Source organism: Streptomyces sp. NPDC059874 (assembly GCF_042731135.1).
GTDB lineage: Bacteria > Actinomycetota > Actinomycetes > Streptomycetales > Streptomycetaceae > Streptomyces.
The window spans coordinates 143,409-159,512 of sequence record NZ_JBHWJY010000008.1; the positions used below are offsets into that span (position 1 = coordinate 143,409).

The window sequence follows — 16,104 nt, forward strand, 5'->3', positions numbered from 1 at the left end:
CACGCCTACGCGTTCGCGGAAGTGGTGTCGGAGGGGGTGGCGCCCTGCCCGGGCACGACGCTCAGGCCCGGGGCGTCGCCGGGGCGCTCGGCGGCGTCTTCCAGGACGATCCGGCCGATGATCTCGTAGCGCGCGGGGGCCTTCGCCTTGAGCCAGAAGCCGAGGCCGAGGCCGCCGAGGAAGACGGCGCCGACGATCCACGGGATCAGCTTGAAGAAGAACGATCCGGCCGCGCTGCCCGCCGCGGTCTCCATGTTGAGGACCAGCAGCACCACGACGGCGATCATGCCGATGCCGCCGAGCAGCGGGGCGGTGAAGGTCTTGAACCAGTGTCGGTCCTCGGGGTGGTTCTTGCGGAAGTAGCCGATGACGGCGAAGGAGCACAGCGTCTGGACGATCAGGATCGCCATCGTGCCGAGGATCGCGAGCAGCGTGTAGAGGTGCAGGTACGGGTCCTGACCGGTGGCCCAGAAGCCGACGACGAGCGCGGTGGCGATGGCGGTCTGCACGACCGAGGCCACGTACGGGGACCCGTGCTTGGGGTGGGTGTGGCCGAGCTTCGGCGACAGGAAGCCCTCACGGCCGATGGCGTAGAGGTAGCGGGCGGCGCACTGGTGGAAGGCCATGCCGCAGGCGAAGGACCCGGTGAGCAGCAGCCATTGGAAGGCGTCGACGGCCCAGGTGCCGATGAAGGTCTGGGTGGGGGCGAAGAAGAGGTCGAGGGGGCTGGTGGAGGCGGACAGTTCGACGGACTTGGCCAGGCCGTTGCCCGCGATGGTCATCCAGGAGACGTAGATGTAGAAGAGGCCGACGCCGACGACGGAGATGAGGGTGGCCTTGGGGATGACCCGCTTGGGGTCGCGGGACTCCTCGCCGTACATGGCGGTGGACTCGAAGCCGACCCAGGACCAGAAGGCGAAGAAGAGGCCGAGACCGGCGGAGGTGCCGGTGAACGCGTTCTTCGGGTTGACGGGTTCGAACGGGATGCCCTCCGGGCCGCCGCCGGCGATCAGGACCGCGGTGGCCACGGCGAACAGCACGGCGATCTCGGCGACGAGCATCACGCCGAGGGCCTTGGCCGTCAGGTTGATGTCGAAGTGCGCGAGGGCCGCCGTGACGGCCAGCATGCCGGCCGCGTAGACGATCCACGGCAGGTCGATGCCCAGTTGGTCGTGGACGGTGGTCTTCGTGAAGTACGAGAACACCCCGACGATCGACGCCTCGAAGACGATGTACGCGAGGACGGCGAGCATTCCGGAGGCCATGCCGGCGATCCGGCCGAGGCCGTGCGAGATGTATCCGTAGAAGGCTCCGGCGGCGGTGATCCGCTTGGCCATGGCCACGTAGCCGACCGCGAAGACGGTCAGCACGACGGTGGCGAAGAGGTATCCGGCCGGGGCTCCCGTGCCGTTGCCGAAGCCGACGGCGATGGGGAGGTTGCCCGTCATCGCCGTGATCGGGGCGGCGGTGGCGACTGCCATGAAGACGACGCCGACCAGCCCGACCGAGTTGGCCTTGAGTCGCTGCACCTGCGGGGCCGCGGGTGTCTGGGATGACCCGCTGGTCGTGCCTATGCTCATGGCGTCCTCTTCCTGTGAATGGGTGGCCGCCACTCTCGCCCCGCGTGACGCAGACCACAATCGGCATGTGGTCCGATAATCTCCTTGCGGGGAAGACGAGTTGTCGGTCCGGATGGGGCAGAGCGCGGCATTTGTAACCCGTAGGTGATGTCACTGGAACAAGCAGGCCGGTACCGTCCCGCGATATGGACGACCAGGGCGGGATCACAGTTCAGCGGGCACTTGAGCTGCCGGGGCTGCGCAGCGGGCTGCCGGAGGTGGTGGCCTGCGCCGACCGCCTGGGGCGCACCGTCCGGTGGGTGCACGCGGGCGAGGTGCCGAACATCGCCTCCCTCCTCAAGGGCGGCGAACTGCTGCTGACCACGGGGCTCGGGCTCGGCACCAGGCCCGCCGAACAGCGTGCCTTCGTACGCCGCCTCGCGGACCGGGGCATCGCCGCGCTGGTCGTCGAGCTGGGCCCGCGCTTCACCCGGCTCCCGGCGACCCTCGTGGAAACGGCCCGAACCGCCGGCCTCCCGCTCGTCCAGCTCCACCGGGAAGTCCCCTTCGTGGCGGTGACGGAGGAGATCCACACCGAGATCGTCAACCACCACTACGCCCTGCTCCAGCGCGCCGAGGAAGTCCACCGGCGATGTACGGAGGCCCTGTTGGGCGGCGGAGGCATCCCCCAGGTCCTGCGGATCCTGGCCGACTTCACGGGCAACCCGGTCTTCCTGGAGACCCCGGACGGCCAGCTGCTGTACGCGGCCGGCAGCTCGGCGGCGGACGCGGGCGCGGACCCGCTCCAGGTGTGGGAGGGGCTACGGGGCCAACGCGAGGCCGAGCCGTCGGCGAACACTGTGGTGGTCGACGTACCGGGCGGGGGCCCCGGCACCGGCTCGGTACGGGCCCGGGTGGTCCTGGTCGGGGTCACGACCCCGCTGCAGCCGGTGCACCGGATGGCGGCGGAACGCACGGCGGGCGTGCTCGCGGTGGTCCTCATGCAGGCGCGTCAGGAGGAGGAGTTGGCGGCGCGCGGCCGGGGCGACTTCCTGACGGACCTCGCGGAGGGCCGCATCAGCGCGGATGACGCCCCGTCACAGGCCCGCGTACTGGGCTTCAAACCGGGCGCCGGGCCGCTGCTCCCGGTCGTCATGCGACTGGGCTCGGACCTCGGGCCGTCCGGCAACTGGGCGGTGCTGGCCCGCGCGGTCCTGGAGGAACTGGCCTCGGTCGGGGTCCCGGTGCTCCTGGGCGTCCGCCCGGTGGAAGGGCGCGTCCCGCTCCTGGTCTCCCTCCGCACCGAAACGGAGCGCACGGCGGTGGCGGACCGGGTCGCGGCCGCGCTGCGGGCGGGCGTGGAGCGGGCCGGGCTGGACCGCGCGGTCGCCCCGCCGGCCGTGGTCGTGGGGGTCGCGGGCGGCTGGGCGGCCGCCTCGGCGGGCCTGCGGCACGCGGCGGAGACCGCCACCGCCGCCCATGGCCTGCCGGCCCGGCCCTGGTACGACGCCCGCCGCCTGGACATCGACCTCCTCCTGTGGCGGCTGCGCGAACACCCCGACCTGGCGGCTTTCGTGGACCGCGCGATCGGCCCGCTGCGCACCCACGACACGACGTCCCGCCCGCCTCTCCTGCCCACCCTGGAGACGTACCTGGCCCACGCGGGCCGCAAGGCGGAGACCGCCCGCGAGCTCCACCTGAACCGCCAGACCCTGTACAACCGCCTGGCCCGCATCTCGGAGCTCCTGGGCACGGACCTGGACGACCCCGAAACGGTCCTCTCCCTCAGCCTCGCCCTCCGCGCCCGCCGCCACGTCCCTTCTTGACGCACCGCCCGCCCGCCGATGGCAAGGCGGCCGCCGGGCGGGGGTGTGGGGGTGCCCTGCGGGGCGTGTCCCCTACCCACCCTTCCACCGTTCCTCCCCCAGCTACCGCTGGCAGGCGCCCCCAGGGTCTGCCCGGACCCGCGCCTCAAACGCCGGCGAGGCTGAAAGTGCCGCTGCGCGGCAATCCAGGCGCAACATCCAGCCCCGCCGGCGATTGAGGCGCGGGGTAGAGCCCCGGCTGCCCTCCGGGCTACCGGCGGCGTTCCATCAGCTCGTCGTAGACGGACAGGACCTGCGCGACGGTGTCGTCCTCCGACGGCCACGTCGCGGCCTGCACCCGCCCGGCGGCAGCCAGATCCGCACGGCGCACGGGATCCGCCAGCAGCCCGGTCACGGCGGCGGCCAGCGCCCCCGCGTCCCCCGGCGGGACCAGCACCGCCCCCTCCCCCACCAGCTCCGGCACTCCCCCGACCGACGTGGCCACCAGGGCCACCCCGGCCCGCAGCGCCTCCTGCGCCAGCAGGGCCCGCGCCTCCCACCGGCTCGGCAGCACCGCCACGTCCGCCGCCGCCAGCAGCCGCGCCGCGTCCCGGCGCCGCCCCAGCAGACGCACCGGCAGGGCCTCCGCGTCGATCCGCCGGGCGAGTTCGGCCCGTAGCGGCCCTTCCCCCGCGATGACCAGCAGCGGCATCGGGTCCAGCGCACGCCACTCCCGCGCCGCGTCCAGCAGTACGGAGTACCCCCGGTGCGGCACCAGGCTCCCGACCGCGATGAGCAACGGCCGCTCCACCGCCCCGAGTTCCGCCCGCGCCTTGTCCGGCTCGGCCCCCGAAGAGCTCGACGGCACGGCGACCGGCGACAGCCTCGCGTCCCGCGCCCCCCGCAGCCGGGCGAGGTCCACCTGGTCGGAGGAGGCCCCGAGGACCACCGCCGCGGCCCGGGCCACGTGCCGTTCCAGCATCCGGCTCAGCCGCCCGAGCGCCCCGTCGGCCGCCGGGCCGTCCCCGTGCCAGCTCACCACCAGCGGCACCCTGCGCCCCCGCAGGGCCAACAGCGCCCGGGCCCCGGCCCGTACGCCGTGCGCGTGCACCACGTCCGCCCCCGCGCAGGCGGCCCGCAGCACGCTCACCGCGTCGGGCGCGAACTGCGCGCCCGCGCCCGTGAAGTCGTACTCCCCCTCCGTCCGCACGGGAGCGCACACCGTGACCCGCACCCCGCGCGCGGCGAGCCCCGTCGCGAGGGACCGTACGTGCGCGCTGCTGCCCGTGCCGGCGGCGCCGCCGAGCACCTGGACGGTACGCAGCGGCGGCCGCCCGTAGGGCTGTGCCGGAAGGGAGGCGGAAACCGGGGAGCTGCTCACGGGCCGAAGCTCCAGGGTGAGGGGAGTCAGAGACGACGCCCAGGATGCCAGTCCGCACGCGCGTTCCGGGACCATACGGGTGCGGATCCCGTACGAGATACCGCCGGACACCACCCATCCTCACCCACACGGGCTAGCGCGCCGTCACCTCGGCGCCCGGCCGGGACACGGCGAAGGGTCCGGAACGCGTACGCTCCGGACCCTTCACCGCCCAAACGGAACACGGCTCACCCGTCCGCGCGCGCCGCCGCCAGGAGTTCCTCCGCGTGCGCCCGCGCCGAGACCGAGTCCTCGTGACCGGCCAGCATCCGCGACAGCTCCCGGATCCGGTCCTCGCCCTCCAACACCGTGACACCGCTCCTCGTCACGGACCCGTCGTTGGTCTTCTCGACCAGCAGCTGCCGGTCCGCGAAGGCCGCCACCTGCGGCAGGTGCGTGACGACCACGACCTGCGCGGACTTGGCCAGCTTCGCGAGGCGTCGGCCGACCTCGACCGCCGCCTTGCCGCCGACTCCCGCGTCCACCTCGTCGAAGAGGTACGTCGGCACCGGGTCGGAGCCCGCGAAGACCACCTCCACCGCCAGCATCACCCGGGACAGCTCACCGCCCGAGGCGCCCTTCGCGATCGGCCTCGGCTGGGCCCCGGGGTGCGGCGCCAGCAGCAGTTCGACCTCGTCGGTGCCGGAAGGCCCGTACGCGACCGGGCGGCCGTCGACCTCCACTCCTTCGGGGTCCTCCACCTGCCGGATGTCGATGGTCACCCGGGCGTGCGGCATCGCCAGCGACGCCAGCTCCGCCGTCACGGCGGAGGCGAAGCGCGTGGCCGCTTCCACCCGGGCGTCCGTCAACGCCTGGGCCAGCAGCGACAGTTCGGAACGCAGCCCGTCCCGCTCGGCGGTCAGCTCCGTGATCCGCTCGTCGTCGCCGTCCAGTTCCAGCAGCCGCGTCGCGCCCTGCTCGGCCCACTCCAGTACGCCGTCCACGGTGCCCGCGGTGCCGTATTTGCGGGTCAGCTGGGTCAGCGCCGCCCGGCGCTCCTCCACCGCGGCCAGCCGCAGCGGGTCGGCGTCCAGGTCGTCCGCGTAGCCCGCCAGCTCCCCGGCCACGTCCGCGAGCAGGATGCCCAGCTCCCCGATCCGTTCGGCGAGCGCGCCGAGCGCCGGGTCGTGGGAACGTACGGATTCCAGCGCGCGGTGGGCGCCCGCGACGAGCGTGTTCGCGTCGATGCCCTCCGGGTCCTCGGGATTGCCCGCGAGCGCGCCGTGCGCGAGCTGCGCCGCCGAGGCCAGCGATTCGGCGTGGCCGAGCCGCTCCGCCTCCGCCGCCAGCTCGACGTCCTCGCCGGCCACCGGCTCCACGGCCGTGATCTCGTCCAGCCCGAAGCGCAGCAGGTCCGCCTCCTGGGCGCGTTCCCGGGCCCGGGTGGTGATCTCCTCCAGCTCCACGGCGACCGCGCGGAGCCTGCGGTAGGCCGAGCCGTACTTCTCCAGCGGGACGGCGACGGCGTCCCCGGCGTACCGGTCGAGGGCTTGGCGCTGCCGGGCGGGCCGCAGCAGCCCCTGCTGGTCGGTCTGCCCGTGTACGGCGACCAGGTCGTCCGCGAGCTCGCCGAGCAGGCCGACGGGCACGGAGCGGCCGCCGACGTGGGCGCGCGAGCGCCCTTCGGCGGACACGGTCCGGCTGATCAGCAGGGCGCCGTCGTCGAGCTCGGCCCCGGCCTCCTCGGCGCGCAGGGCGGCGGGGGCGTCCGGGCGCATGACGATGCGACCCTCGACCACCGCGGCCTTGGCCCCGATCCGTACGAGGGCCGGGTCGGCCCGACCGCCGAGCAGCAGCCCGAGGCTGGTGACGACCATCGTCTTGCCCGCACCGGTCTCGCCGGTCACCGCGGTGAAACCGGGCGACAGCTCGACCACCGCGTCGTCGATGACCCCGAGCGACCGTATCCGCATCTCCTCAAGCACGGGACGACGATACCGAGGTTCAGGGGTGCCATGTGACGTCACCCGTTCCAAGTTCCCCGAACGGATGTGCTATTAACTACACGGCTCGGTGTCCGTCAGTGAGGCGCCCCACGCCAACCCGACACCGGCAGCGCGAACTTCGCGACGAGCCGGTCCGTGAACGACGCGTGGTGCAGCCGGGCGAGCCGCACCGGCACCGCCCCCCGCCGGACCTCCACCCGGGCCCCGGCGGGCAGCTCCAGCGTGCGCCGGCCGTCACACCACAGGACCCCGTGCGGGGTACCGGTCTGCACCTCCACCGCCAGGACCGAGTTCGGCGAGGTCACCAGCGGCTTCGCGAACAGCGCGTGCGCGCTGATCGGCACCATCAGCAGCGCCTCCACCTCCGGCCAGACCACCGGCCCGCCCGCGGAGAAGGCGTACGCCGTCGAGCCGGTCGGGGTCGCGCAGACGATCCCGTCACAGCCGAAGCCGGACACCGGGCGCCCGTCGATCTCCAGGACCACCTCCAGCATCCGCTCCGGCGACACCTTCTGGACCGCGGCCTCGTTCAGCGCCCAGTCCCGGTGGACCACGTCGCCGTTCGTCCGCACGATCACGTCGAGGGTCATCCGCTCCTCGACCTCGTAGTCCCGGGTCACCACCCGGTCCACGACCTTGTCCAGGTCGTCGCGCTCGGCCTCGGCGAGGAACCCGACGCGACCCAGGTTGACGCCCAGCATGGGCACCCCCGAGGCCCGCGCGAACTCGGCGCCGCGCAGCAGCGTCCCGTCCCCGCCCAGCACGATCAGCAGCTCACAGCCGTCGAGCACGCCCGGGCTGGACTCGGTGACGAGCTCCACCTCCGGCGGCAGCGGCAGGTCCGCCGCCTCGTGCGCGAAGACCCGTACGCCCAGACCGCAGCGCAACAGGCCCTTCACGACCAGCTCGGCACTTCGGATGGCCGCGGGCCGTCCGGTGTGCGCGAGCAGAAAAACAGTCCGTTCCCCCGATGAATCTGTCACTGCGGCCCCTCCGCCACTGCACGGTCAACATCCGCCGGGTCGAGTGCCGGTGCCCCCGCCCGCAGCCACAGAAAGTACTCGACGTTGCCCGAAGGACCCGGCAGCGGACTCGCCGTCACACCGAGCACGCCCAGCCCCAGCTTCCAGGCCTGCGCCGCCACGTCGCGTACCGCCTCGGCCCGCAGCTCCGCGCTGCGCACCACACCACCGCTGCCCAGCCGGTCCTTGCCGACCTCGAACTGCGGCTTCACCATCAGCACCAGGTCCGCGTCCGGCGCGCAGCACCGTACGAGCGCGGGCAGCACCAGTCCGATCGAGATGAACGACAGGTCACCGACGACCAGGTCCACCGGAATCCCGTCGATCAGCTCCACCGTCAGTTCACGGACGTTCGTCCGGTCCTTGACCGTGACCCGATCGTCGCTCTGCAGCGACCAGGCGAGCTGTCCGTAGCCGACGTCGACGGCCATGACATGGGCCACGCCGGCCCGCAGCAGCACGTCCGTGAAGCCTCCGGTCGACGCCCCGGCGTCCAGCGCCCGGCGCCCCTCGACCCGCAGCCCCTGCGGCTGGAAGGCCGCCAGCGCCCCCGCGAGCTTGTGGCCGCCCCGCGACACGTAATCCGGATCGCTGTCGTCCTTCAGCACGACCAGGGCCGCGCTGGTCTCCACCTGGGTGGCCGCCTTGGTCGCGGTGGTACCGCCCACGGTCACCCGGCCCGCGGCGATCAGCTGCGCGGCGTGCTCGCGCGAGCGGGCCATGCTCCGGCGTACCAGTTCGGCGTCCAGGCGGCGGCGTGCCACTCCTGCCACGTTCGGTTCAGCTCCTGTTTTCGTACGGACCAGGGACGGGCGGTGCGTCCAGCGCGGTCAGCGCCTCGCGCAGCCCCCTGTGCACATCCTCGTACACCTCGACGTGTCCGTCCGCCGCGAGGTGGTCCACGTCCGCCAGCCGCTCCAGCTCCGCGTCCACGCCATCGTGCCCGGTGGGGGTGCGTACGAGCCCCAGCGGCGCGGCCCCGGCTTCGTCGGCTTCGTCGTTCATGCCCAGACGCTACCCCGAAGCGCCCGACGACCACGCATGGCTCTGCGGTACCGTCGTGATCACGATGGCTACGATCGATGAGTGCCGAGCCGCACTCGACCAACTCTCAGACAACCTCGCCGGGGCGGACGGCGGCGTCCGCGGCGCGGCCGCACTCGACCGCTCGCTGAGCTGCCACATCACGGACCTCGACCGGACCTTCACGGGCCGCCTCGAGGGCGGCCGCATCCGCGTGGACGCGGTCGCCCCGGGCCCACCCGCCACGAAGGCCGAAATCCGCCTGGCCATGACCGGCGACGACCTGGTCGCCCTCGTCGCGGGCAACCTCAAATTCGCCAAGGCCTGGACCTCGGGCCGAGTAAAACTCGAAGCCGGCCTCCGCGACCTCCTCCGCCTGAAGGCCCTGCTCTAACCAAACCCGCCCCCGGCCGCACCCAGCCCCGCCGGGGGCAACTCCAGCCCCGCCGGGGGCGACTCCAGCCCCGCCGGCGTTTGAGGCGCGGGGTCCGGGGCGGAGCCCCGATCTTCAGCCCCGCCGGCGTTTGAGGCGCGGGGTCCGGGGCGGAGCCCCAGCAGCGGCGCCCCACCCGCTACTCGGCGCGAGCCCCCGCCCCGCCACGGGCACCGGCACCGGCACCGGCACCGGCACCGGCACGGGCCACCCGCGCGGCCGGAATCACAAGCGGCGTCCCGGTCTCCGGATCGGAGATCACCTGGCAGCGCAGCCCGAACACCCGCTCCACCAACTCCGCGGTCACGACCTCCCCCGGCGCCCCCTCCGCCACGACCTCCCCGCCCCGCATCGCGATCAGGTGCGTCGCGTACCGCGCGGCATGGTTCAGGTCGTGCAGCACGGCCACCAGCGTCCGCCCCTGCTCCTCGTGCAGCTCCGCGCACAGGTCCAGCACGTCGATCTGGTGCTGGATGTCGAGATAGGTCGTCGGCTCGTCCAGCAGCAGCAGCGGCGTCTGCTGCGCCAGCGCCATCGCGATCCACACCCGCTGCCGCTGCCCGCCCGACAGCTCGTCCACGGCCCGGTCGGCCAGCTCGGCGACCCCCGTCGAGGCCATCGACTCGCGCACGATCCGCTCGTCCTCGGGCGACCACTGCCGCAGCAGCCCCTGGTGCGGGTACCGCCCGCGCGACACGAGGTCCGCCACCGTGATCCCGTCCGGCGCGATCGACGACTGCGGCAGCAGGCCCAGCGTCTTGGCCACCTTCTTCGCCGGCATCGTCCCGATGGCCTGCCCGTCGAGCAGCACCCGCCCCACGGTCGGCTTCAGCATCCGCGAAAGGGCCCGCAGCAGGGTGGACTTGCCGCAGGCGTTGGGTCCGACGATCACGGTGAAGGAGTTGTCGGGGATCTCCACCGACAGGTTCTCGGCGATGACCCGCTGGTCGTAGCCGAGGGTCACGTTCTCCGCGGTCAGCCGCTGCACTTTCGCACTCCCTCTTGCCTTCGACTTCATATACGTCCCGCCTTGCGCTCGGTGACGAGCAGCCAGAGCAGGTAGACACCGCCGACGAGTCCGGTCACCACACCCACCGGAAGCTGGTCGGCGCCGAACGCCCGCTGCGAGGCCCAGTCGGACACCAGCAGCAGCACCGAGCCCATCAGCGCGGCGGACAGCAGGTTCGCCCCGGGCGACCGGGTCAGGCGCCGCACCAGCTGCGGCGCGGCCAGCGCCACGAAGTTGATCGGCCCGGCCGCCGCGCTCGCCGCGGTGGTGAGCAGGATCGCCCCGAGCATCAGCAGCAGCCGGGTGCGTTCCACCCGTACCCCGAGGGCGTACGCGGCGTCGTCACCCATCTCCATCATCCGCAGGGCCCGGCCCTGGGTGAGGATCAGCGGGAAGAGCACCGCGCAGACCCCGAGCAGCGGCCAGACCTGGGCCCAGTCCCGGCCGGCCAGCGAGCCGGTCAGCCAGACCATCGCGCGGGTGGCCTCGACCATCTGGGCCTTCGTGATCAGGTACTGGATCACGGCGATGAGCATGGCGGAGGCGCCGATGCCCACGAGCACGAGCCGGTAGCCGTGGATCCCGCGCTTGTACGCCAACAGGTACACGGCGATTCCGGCCAGTACTCCGCCGACCAGCGCGCCGACGGCCACCTCGGTGGCGCCGCCCTTGAACAGGATGATGACGACGAGCGCACCGACCACCGACCCGTACCCGAAACCGAGCAGGTCCGGCGAACCCAGCGGGTTGCGGGAGACGGACTGGAAGACGGCTCCGGCCATCCCCAGGGCCGCGCCGACGAGCAGGGCGACCAGGACCCGGGGCAGCCGCAGGTCGTTGACGATGAAGTCGTTGGCGGGGCTGCCGTTGCCGAGCAGGGTCTGTACGACGTCCCACGGCGCGATCTGGAAGTCGCCGGTACCGATGAGCAGCACGGCCAGCGCGAACGCCGCGACGGCGAGCAGCACCCCCGCGCCCAGCGCACGCCGCTCGACGCGCAGCGAGATCCCGCCGGGGAGGTCCAGCCGGCGGGTTTTGGCGGTCACGGTCACAGCTGGGCCATCCTCTTGCGCCGAACCAGGTAGATGAAGACGGGCCCGCCGATGAGGGCGGTGACGATGCCGACCTGGAGTTCGGCGGGCCGGGTGACGACTCGGCCGATGACGTCGGCGCCGAGCAGCAGCACGGGCGACAGCACCGCCGAGTAGGCGAGCACCCAGCGCATGTCGGGCCCGGTGAACGCCCGCACCAGGTGCGGGATCATCAGCCCGATGAAGACGATGGGCCCGCAGGCAGCGGTCGCGGCGCCGCAGAGCAGGGTGATGGCGAGCATGGCGCCGATCCGGGTCCGCGTCAGGTTGGCGCCGAGCGCCCGCGCGGTGTCGTCGCCCAGGGCCATCGCGTTGAGGGAGCGGCCCAGCGTCAGCGCGAGCACCGCGCCGGCCAGCAGGAAGGGGGCGACCTGGCGGACGGTGTCCATGTTGGCGGAGGACAGCGAACCCACCGTCCAGAAGCGCAGCTTGTCCAGCGCCTTGCTGTCCATCAGCTGCACGGCGTTGATGTAGCCGACCAGGGCCGCGCTGGCCGCCGTACCGGCGAGGGCGAGGCGTACCGGCGTCGCGCTGCGGCTGCCCCCGAGCACGTAGACGACGACCGAGACGACGGCGGCGCCGAGGAAGGCCCACCACACGAACTCGCTCAGCGAACTCGCCCCGAAGAAGCTGATCGCGGAGACCACGGCGGCGGCCGCGCCCGCGTTGACGCCGAGGATGCCCGGTTCGGCGAGCGGGTTGCGGGTCAGCGCCTGCATCACCGCGCCGGACAGGCCGAGCCCCAGCCCGACCATCAGACCGAGCAGGGTGCGCGGGACCCGGAGGTCCCGCACGACCACGTCGGACGGCGTCCCCGCATAGTCGAACAGGCCGTGCCAGACCTCGTCGAGGGGCATCTGCTTGGCGCCCACGGCGATGCTCAGGACGGCGATCAGCGCCAGCACCGCGAGGGCGGCGAGCAGACCGGCTACGCGCGGGGCATGCCGCGGGCGGGCGACGGCGCCCGGTGCGGGCGCCGCGCTCGGTTCGGGTTCGGGGGGACTCTCGACCAACACGCGAGTTAGGTTAGCCTACCCTGCGCCCGTTCCGGATCACCCGAACGGCCCCGGCCGGGCCGGCCACAGCGCTAGAGACCCAGCTTGGCCAGCGCCTTCGCCGCGTCCAGCGTGCACACCCCGTCCCCGGCAGCGGTCCAGGCCGCCGCGCACAACGCCCGCAGCCCGTCGACCGGATCCCCGCCCTCCCCGCGCAGCTCCAGCACACCGCTGTTCAACGCGACCGCGATCCATCCACCGCAGCGGAATCCGCCCTCCGCCGGCTCCACCTCCGGCTGGCCGGTCAGCAGCCCCCGCAGGTCCCGGTCCACGTACGTCGGCCGGTGCCGGGGCTCGGCCCGCACCAGCTGCTCCGCGTCGGTCACCCCGGTCAGCACCAGCAGCGAGTCCACCTCGCCGTTGAAGGCACCCTCGATGTCCGTGTCCAGCCGGTCCCCGACCACGAGGGGCCGCTCCGCCCCGGTCCGCAGCACCGTCTCCCGGTGCATCGGGGGCAGCGGCTTGCCCGCCACCTGCGGCTCCGCGCCCGTGGCGATCCGTACGACCTCCACCGCGGCCCCGTTGCCCGGCGCGATCCCGCGCGCCCCCGGAATCGTCAGGTCGGTGTTGGACGCGTACCACGGCACTCCGCGGTTGATCGCGTACGAGGCCTCCGCGAACCGCCCCCACGCCAGGTCCGGCCCGCCGTACCCCTGGACCACCGCCGCGAGCCCCTCCTCCTCGGCGGACTCCACCGGCACCAGCCCGCGCTCGCGCAGCGCGACCCGAAGCCCCTCGCCGCCGATCACCAGCACCTTCGACCCCGGCTCCACCTGCTCCGCGATCAGCCGGGCCACCGCCTGCGCCGAGGTGATCACCTCGCCGGCCTCGGTCGGGATGCCCAGCTCGCTCAGGTGCTCCGCCACCGCGTCCGGGGTGCGCAGCGCGTTGTTCGTGACGTACGCGAGGTGCATTCCCTCCGCCCGGGCGACCGCGAGCGACTCCACGGCGTGCGCGATGGCCTGCCCGCCCGCGTACACCACACCGTCGAGGTCCAGCAGTGCAGTGTCGTACGCCGCGTGCAGACTCTGCTCACTCGCCGCCGGGCTGGTCCTGGTGTGCCGGGTCATCCGTCCACTCCTCATGGGCCCCCTCCCAGCGTCGGCTGGGGGAGATCGATCTTGTCCGATTCCGTACTGCCCCGATCATCCCGCATGGCGAGACGCGACTTACCATGCACCAATGACCACTTCTGGCACCGCGGACCACGGGCTGCGGCTGATCCCGTTCCACGGCCTGCGCTATGTCCCGGAGCGTGTCGGCAGCCTGGCCGCCGTCACCTCGCCGCCGTACGACGTGGTCGTGCGCCCCGACGGAGTCGACCACCTCGAATCCGCCGACCCGCACAACATCGTCCGCCTGATCCTCCCGCAGGCCGGCACCCCGGCCGCGCGCAACGAACAGGCGGCGCGCACCCTGCGCCACTGGCTGGCCGAAGGCATCCTGAGCGCCGATCCCGAGCCCGCGCTGTACGTGTACGAGCAGCGCAGGGCCGGTCTGCTCCAGCGCGGGATCATCGGCGCCCTCGCCCTGTCCACCGCCGAGGAGGGCATCGTCCTCCCCCACGAGGACGTCATGCCGGATGTGGTCACCGACCGCGCAGGCCTGATGCGGGCCACCGCGGCCAATCTCGAACCCCTCCTCCTCACCTACCGCGGCGACGACCCCGCCGCGGGCGCGGCAGCGGTCGTGGAGCGGGCGGCCCAGCGCGCACCCCTCCTGTCGACCACCACCGAGGACGGCTTCCAGCACCGCCTCTGGGCCATCACCGATCCGGCCGAACTGGCCACCGTGACGGCCGATCTCGGCCACCGCCAGGCCCTCATCGCCGACGGCCACCACCGCTGGGCCACGTACCTGCGCCTCCAGGAGGAGCACGGCTCACCCACCGCGTGGGACTTCGGCCTGGTCCTCCTGGTGGACACCGCCCGCTACCCGCTCCAGGTCCGCGCCATCCACCGCGTGCTGCGCCGCCTGCCGCTCTCGGACGCCCTGGCCGCGCTCGCCGGCCTGTTCCGGGTCCGCGAGGTCGAGGGGCCGCTCCCGCTGGCCCTGGAGGCCCTCTCGGACGCCGCGGAGCGGGGCAACGCCTTCCTCCTCACCGGCGACGGCTCCTTCCACCTGGTCACCGACCCCGACCTGGATCTCCTCGACCGCACGGTCCGGCACGACCGCCCCGAGGCCTGGCGCCGGCTGGACGCCACGGTCCTGCACGCGACCCTGCTCGACGCCCTGTGGCACGTACCGGACGCCCCGGACCAGATCGCGTACATCCACGACGCCGCGGCCACCGTGGAACAGGCCGAGCGCCACGGCGGCACCGCGGTCCTGCTCCACCCCGTACGGGAGGAAGTCGTACGGGACCTGGCCCGCCAGGGCGTCACCATGCCCCGCAAGTCCACTTCCTTCGGCCCGAAACCGGCTACGGGCCTGGTCCTGCGCGGCCTCGGCTGATTTCCTGGCCCCACGCCGAACACGCAGAAGGGCGGTACCCCGACCGGGGTACCGCCCTTCTTCACATCACCCTGCGTCAGGCCTTCTCGGGACCCTCGACATCGGCGTCGGCCGCGGACTCCTCCAGCGGCTCGTACTCCTCGTCGTCCTCGTCGTAGTACTCAGCGACGTCGGAAGCGCGCTCGGCCGCGGCGATCTCCGCCGCGTCCTCCTCGTCGTCCTCGTCGTCCTCGACGTCCTCGTCTTCGAGGTCGACATCGTCGGCCAGGTCGACCGCGGCGTCGACGAACTCGACACCGTCGAGCTCGGCGAGGCGGTCGGAGGCGTCGGTCGCCCCGTCCTTGTCGGCCTCGAGGGTCTTCGCGAACCACTCGCGCGCCTCGTCTTCACGACCGGCCGCCAGCAGGGCGTCGGCGTAGGCGTACCGCAGGCGCGCGGTCCAGGGCTGGACGGTGTTGGAGGCCAGCTCCGGGCTCTGCAGGGTCACGATGGCGGCGTCGAGCTGCCCCTGGTCCCGCCGGGCGCCGGCAGCGACCAGCCGCATCTCGACCTGGCCGGCCTTGTCCAGCTTCTGCACCTCGGGCTCACCGGCCATCGCCAGTGCCCGCTCCGGACGGCCGAGGCCGCGCTCGCAGTCGGCCATCACGGGCCACAGCTCGACCGAGCCGGTCATCCGCTTGGCGGCGCGGAACTCCGCGAGCGCCTCGCTGTACTTCTGCGTGGCGTACGCGGCGAAGCCGGCGGCCTCGCGCACGGCGGCGACACGGGAGGCCAGACGCAGGGCGATGCGCGAGTACGCGTACGCCTGCTCGGGGTCCTCGTCGATCAGCCGCGCGACCATGACCAGGTTCTTGGAGACCTCTTCGGCCAGACCCTTGGGCAGGCTCAGGAGCTCCTGACGCACATCGGCGTCGATCTCGAGGCCGGTGACGTCCTCGTCGATCGGAAGCCGCTTGACCGGGTCCCGGTCGCGGTCGCCGCGGTAGTCACGGTCGCCGCCACGGTCATCGCGACCACGGTAGCCACCGCGATCGTCACGGCCACCACGGAACCCACCACGGTCGCCACCCCGGTCGTCACGACGCGGGTAGCTGGGACGGTCCCCGCCACGGTCGTCGCGACGCGGGTAGGAGGGGCGGTCGCCGCCACGGTCGTCACGACCGCCACGGAACCCACCACGCTCATCGTCGCGACGCGGGTAGCTCGGACGCCCACCACGGTCGTCATCACGACGGAACGACGGACGGTCCCCACCACGGTCATCGCGACGCGGGTAGGACGGGCGGT

14 protein-coding genes and 1 pseudogene are annotated in these 16,104 nt (G+C 73.1%); 3 read left to right on the forward strand and 12 right to left on the reverse strand.

All coding sequences use genetic code 11. The annotated features are described in order from the left end of the window. Positions 1 to 5: 5 nt before the first annotated feature. Complete coding sequence (locus ACFV9H_RS07500) at positions 6 to 1,580, reverse strand: APC family permease (RefSeq protein ID WP_385394593.1); 1,575 nt, start codon at positions 1,578 to 1,580, stop codon at positions 6 to 8. Between the two features lie 185 nt (positions 1,581 to 1,765). Here ACFV9H_RS07500 and ACFV9H_RS07505 point away from each other — a divergent pair, with 185 nt between their 5' ends. Beyond that, complete coding sequence (locus ACFV9H_RS07505) at positions 1,766 to 3,385, forward strand: PucR family transcriptional regulator (protein ID WP_385394596.1); 1,620 nt, start codon at positions 1,766 to 1,768, stop codon at positions 3,383 to 3,385. A gap of 250 nt (positions 3,386 to 3,635) precedes the next feature. On the opposite strand, the gene ACFV9H_RS07510 is transcribed toward ACFV9H_RS07505, so the two are convergent. From ACFV9H_RS07510 to ACFV9H_RS07530, 5 genes are all read right to left on the reverse strand, one after another. After that, entirely contained in the window at positions 3,636 to 4,745 is a 1,110-nt protein-coding gene (locus tag ACFV9H_RS07510; protein ID WP_385394599.1) for a glycosyltransferase family 4 protein, read from the reverse strand. Positions 4,746 to 4,972: 227 nt separating this feature from the next. After that, on the reverse strand, positions 4,973 to 6,697 hold the full coding sequence (recN, locus tag ACFV9H_RS07515) for a DNA repair protein RecN (RefSeq protein WP_385394652.1): 1,725 nt from the start codon (positions 6,695 to 6,697) through the stop codon (positions 4,973 to 4,975). A gap of 107 nt (positions 6,698 to 6,804) precedes the next feature. Next, positions 6,805 to 7,713, reverse strand: coding sequence for an NAD kinase (locus ACFV9H_RS07520; RefSeq protein ID WP_385394601.1), 909 nt, complete (start codon positions 7,711 to 7,713; stop codon positions 6,805 to 6,807). Then, positions 7,710 to 8,525, reverse strand: coding sequence for a TlyA family RNA methyltransferase (locus tag ACFV9H_RS07525; RefSeq protein ID WP_385394604.1), 816 nt, complete (start codon positions 8,523 to 8,525; stop codon positions 7,710 to 7,712). The genes ACFV9H_RS07520 and ACFV9H_RS07525 overlap by 4 nt, the downstream gene beginning before the upstream one ends. A 7-nt stretch (positions 8,526 to 8,532) precedes the next feature. Next, the gene (locus ACFV9H_RS07530; protein ID WP_385394607.1) at positions 8,533 to 8,757 is read right to left on the reverse strand and encodes a hypothetical protein; all 225 of its coding nucleotides are present in this window, start codon (positions 8,755 to 8,757) and stop codon (positions 8,533 to 8,535) included. 64 nt (positions 8,758 to 8,821) lie between these two features. On the opposite strand from ACFV9H_RS07530, the gene ACFV9H_RS07535 reads away from it, so the two are divergent. Next, entirely contained in the window at positions 8,822 to 9,169 is a 348-nt protein-coding gene (locus tag ACFV9H_RS07535; RefSeq protein ID WP_385394609.1) for an SCP2 sterol-binding domain-containing protein, read from the forward strand. Between the two features lie 178 nt (positions 9,170 to 9,347). On the opposite strand, the gene ACFV9H_RS07540 is transcribed toward ACFV9H_RS07535, so the two are convergent. The 4 genes from ACFV9H_RS07540 to ACFV9H_RS07555 form a co-directional block, all read right to left on the reverse strand. After that, positions 9,348 to 10,226, reverse strand: coding sequence for an ABC transporter ATP-binding protein (locus ACFV9H_RS07540; protein ID WP_385394612.1), 879 nt, complete (start codon positions 10,224 to 10,226; stop codon positions 9,348 to 9,350). Further along, on the reverse strand, positions 10,223 to 11,269 hold the full coding sequence (locus tag ACFV9H_RS07545) for a FecCD family ABC transporter permease (RefSeq protein WP_385394615.1): 1,047 nt from the start codon (positions 11,267 to 11,269) through the stop codon (positions 10,223 to 10,225). Before ACFV9H_RS07545 ends, ACFV9H_RS07540 begins: the two co-directional genes overlap by 4 nt. Beyond that, positions 11,266 to 12,324, reverse strand: coding sequence for a FecCD family ABC transporter permease (locus ACFV9H_RS07550; protein ID WP_385394617.1), 1,059 nt, complete (start codon positions 12,322 to 12,324; stop codon positions 11,266 to 11,268). The genes ACFV9H_RS07545 and ACFV9H_RS07550 overlap by 4 nt, the downstream gene beginning before the upstream one ends. A 71-nt stretch (positions 12,325 to 12,395) precedes the next feature. Further along, on the reverse strand, positions 12,396 to 13,433 hold the full coding sequence (locus ACFV9H_RS07555; protein WP_385394619.1) for an HAD-IIA family hydrolase: 1,038 nt from the start codon (positions 13,431 to 13,433) through the stop codon (positions 12,396 to 12,398). 112 nt (positions 13,434 to 13,545) lie between these two features. On the opposite strand from ACFV9H_RS07555, the gene ACFV9H_RS07560 reads away from it, so the two are divergent. Beyond that, positions 13,546 to 14,817: a DUF1015 family protein gene (locus tag ACFV9H_RS07560; protein ID WP_385394621.1), complete on the forward strand. Its 1,272-nt coding sequence runs from the start codon at positions 13,546 to 13,548 to the stop codon at positions 14,815 to 14,817. 76 nt (positions 14,818 to 14,893) lie between these two features. Here the strand turns inward: ACFV9H_RS07560 and ACFV9H_RS07565 are convergent, their stop codons facing one another. Next, positions 14,894 to 15,721 (reverse strand): tetratricopeptide repeat protein, encoded by an 828-nt coding sequence (locus ACFV9H_RS07565; protein ID WP_385394623.1) that lies wholly within the window; start codon positions 15,719 to 15,721, stop codon positions 14,894 to 14,896. Further along, positions 15,703 to 16,104: pseudogene (locus ACFV9H_RS07570) on the reverse strand (hypothetical protein); the annotation flags it as partial. The gene ACFV9H_RS07565 and the pseudogene ACFV9H_RS07570, both read right to left, overlap by 19 nt.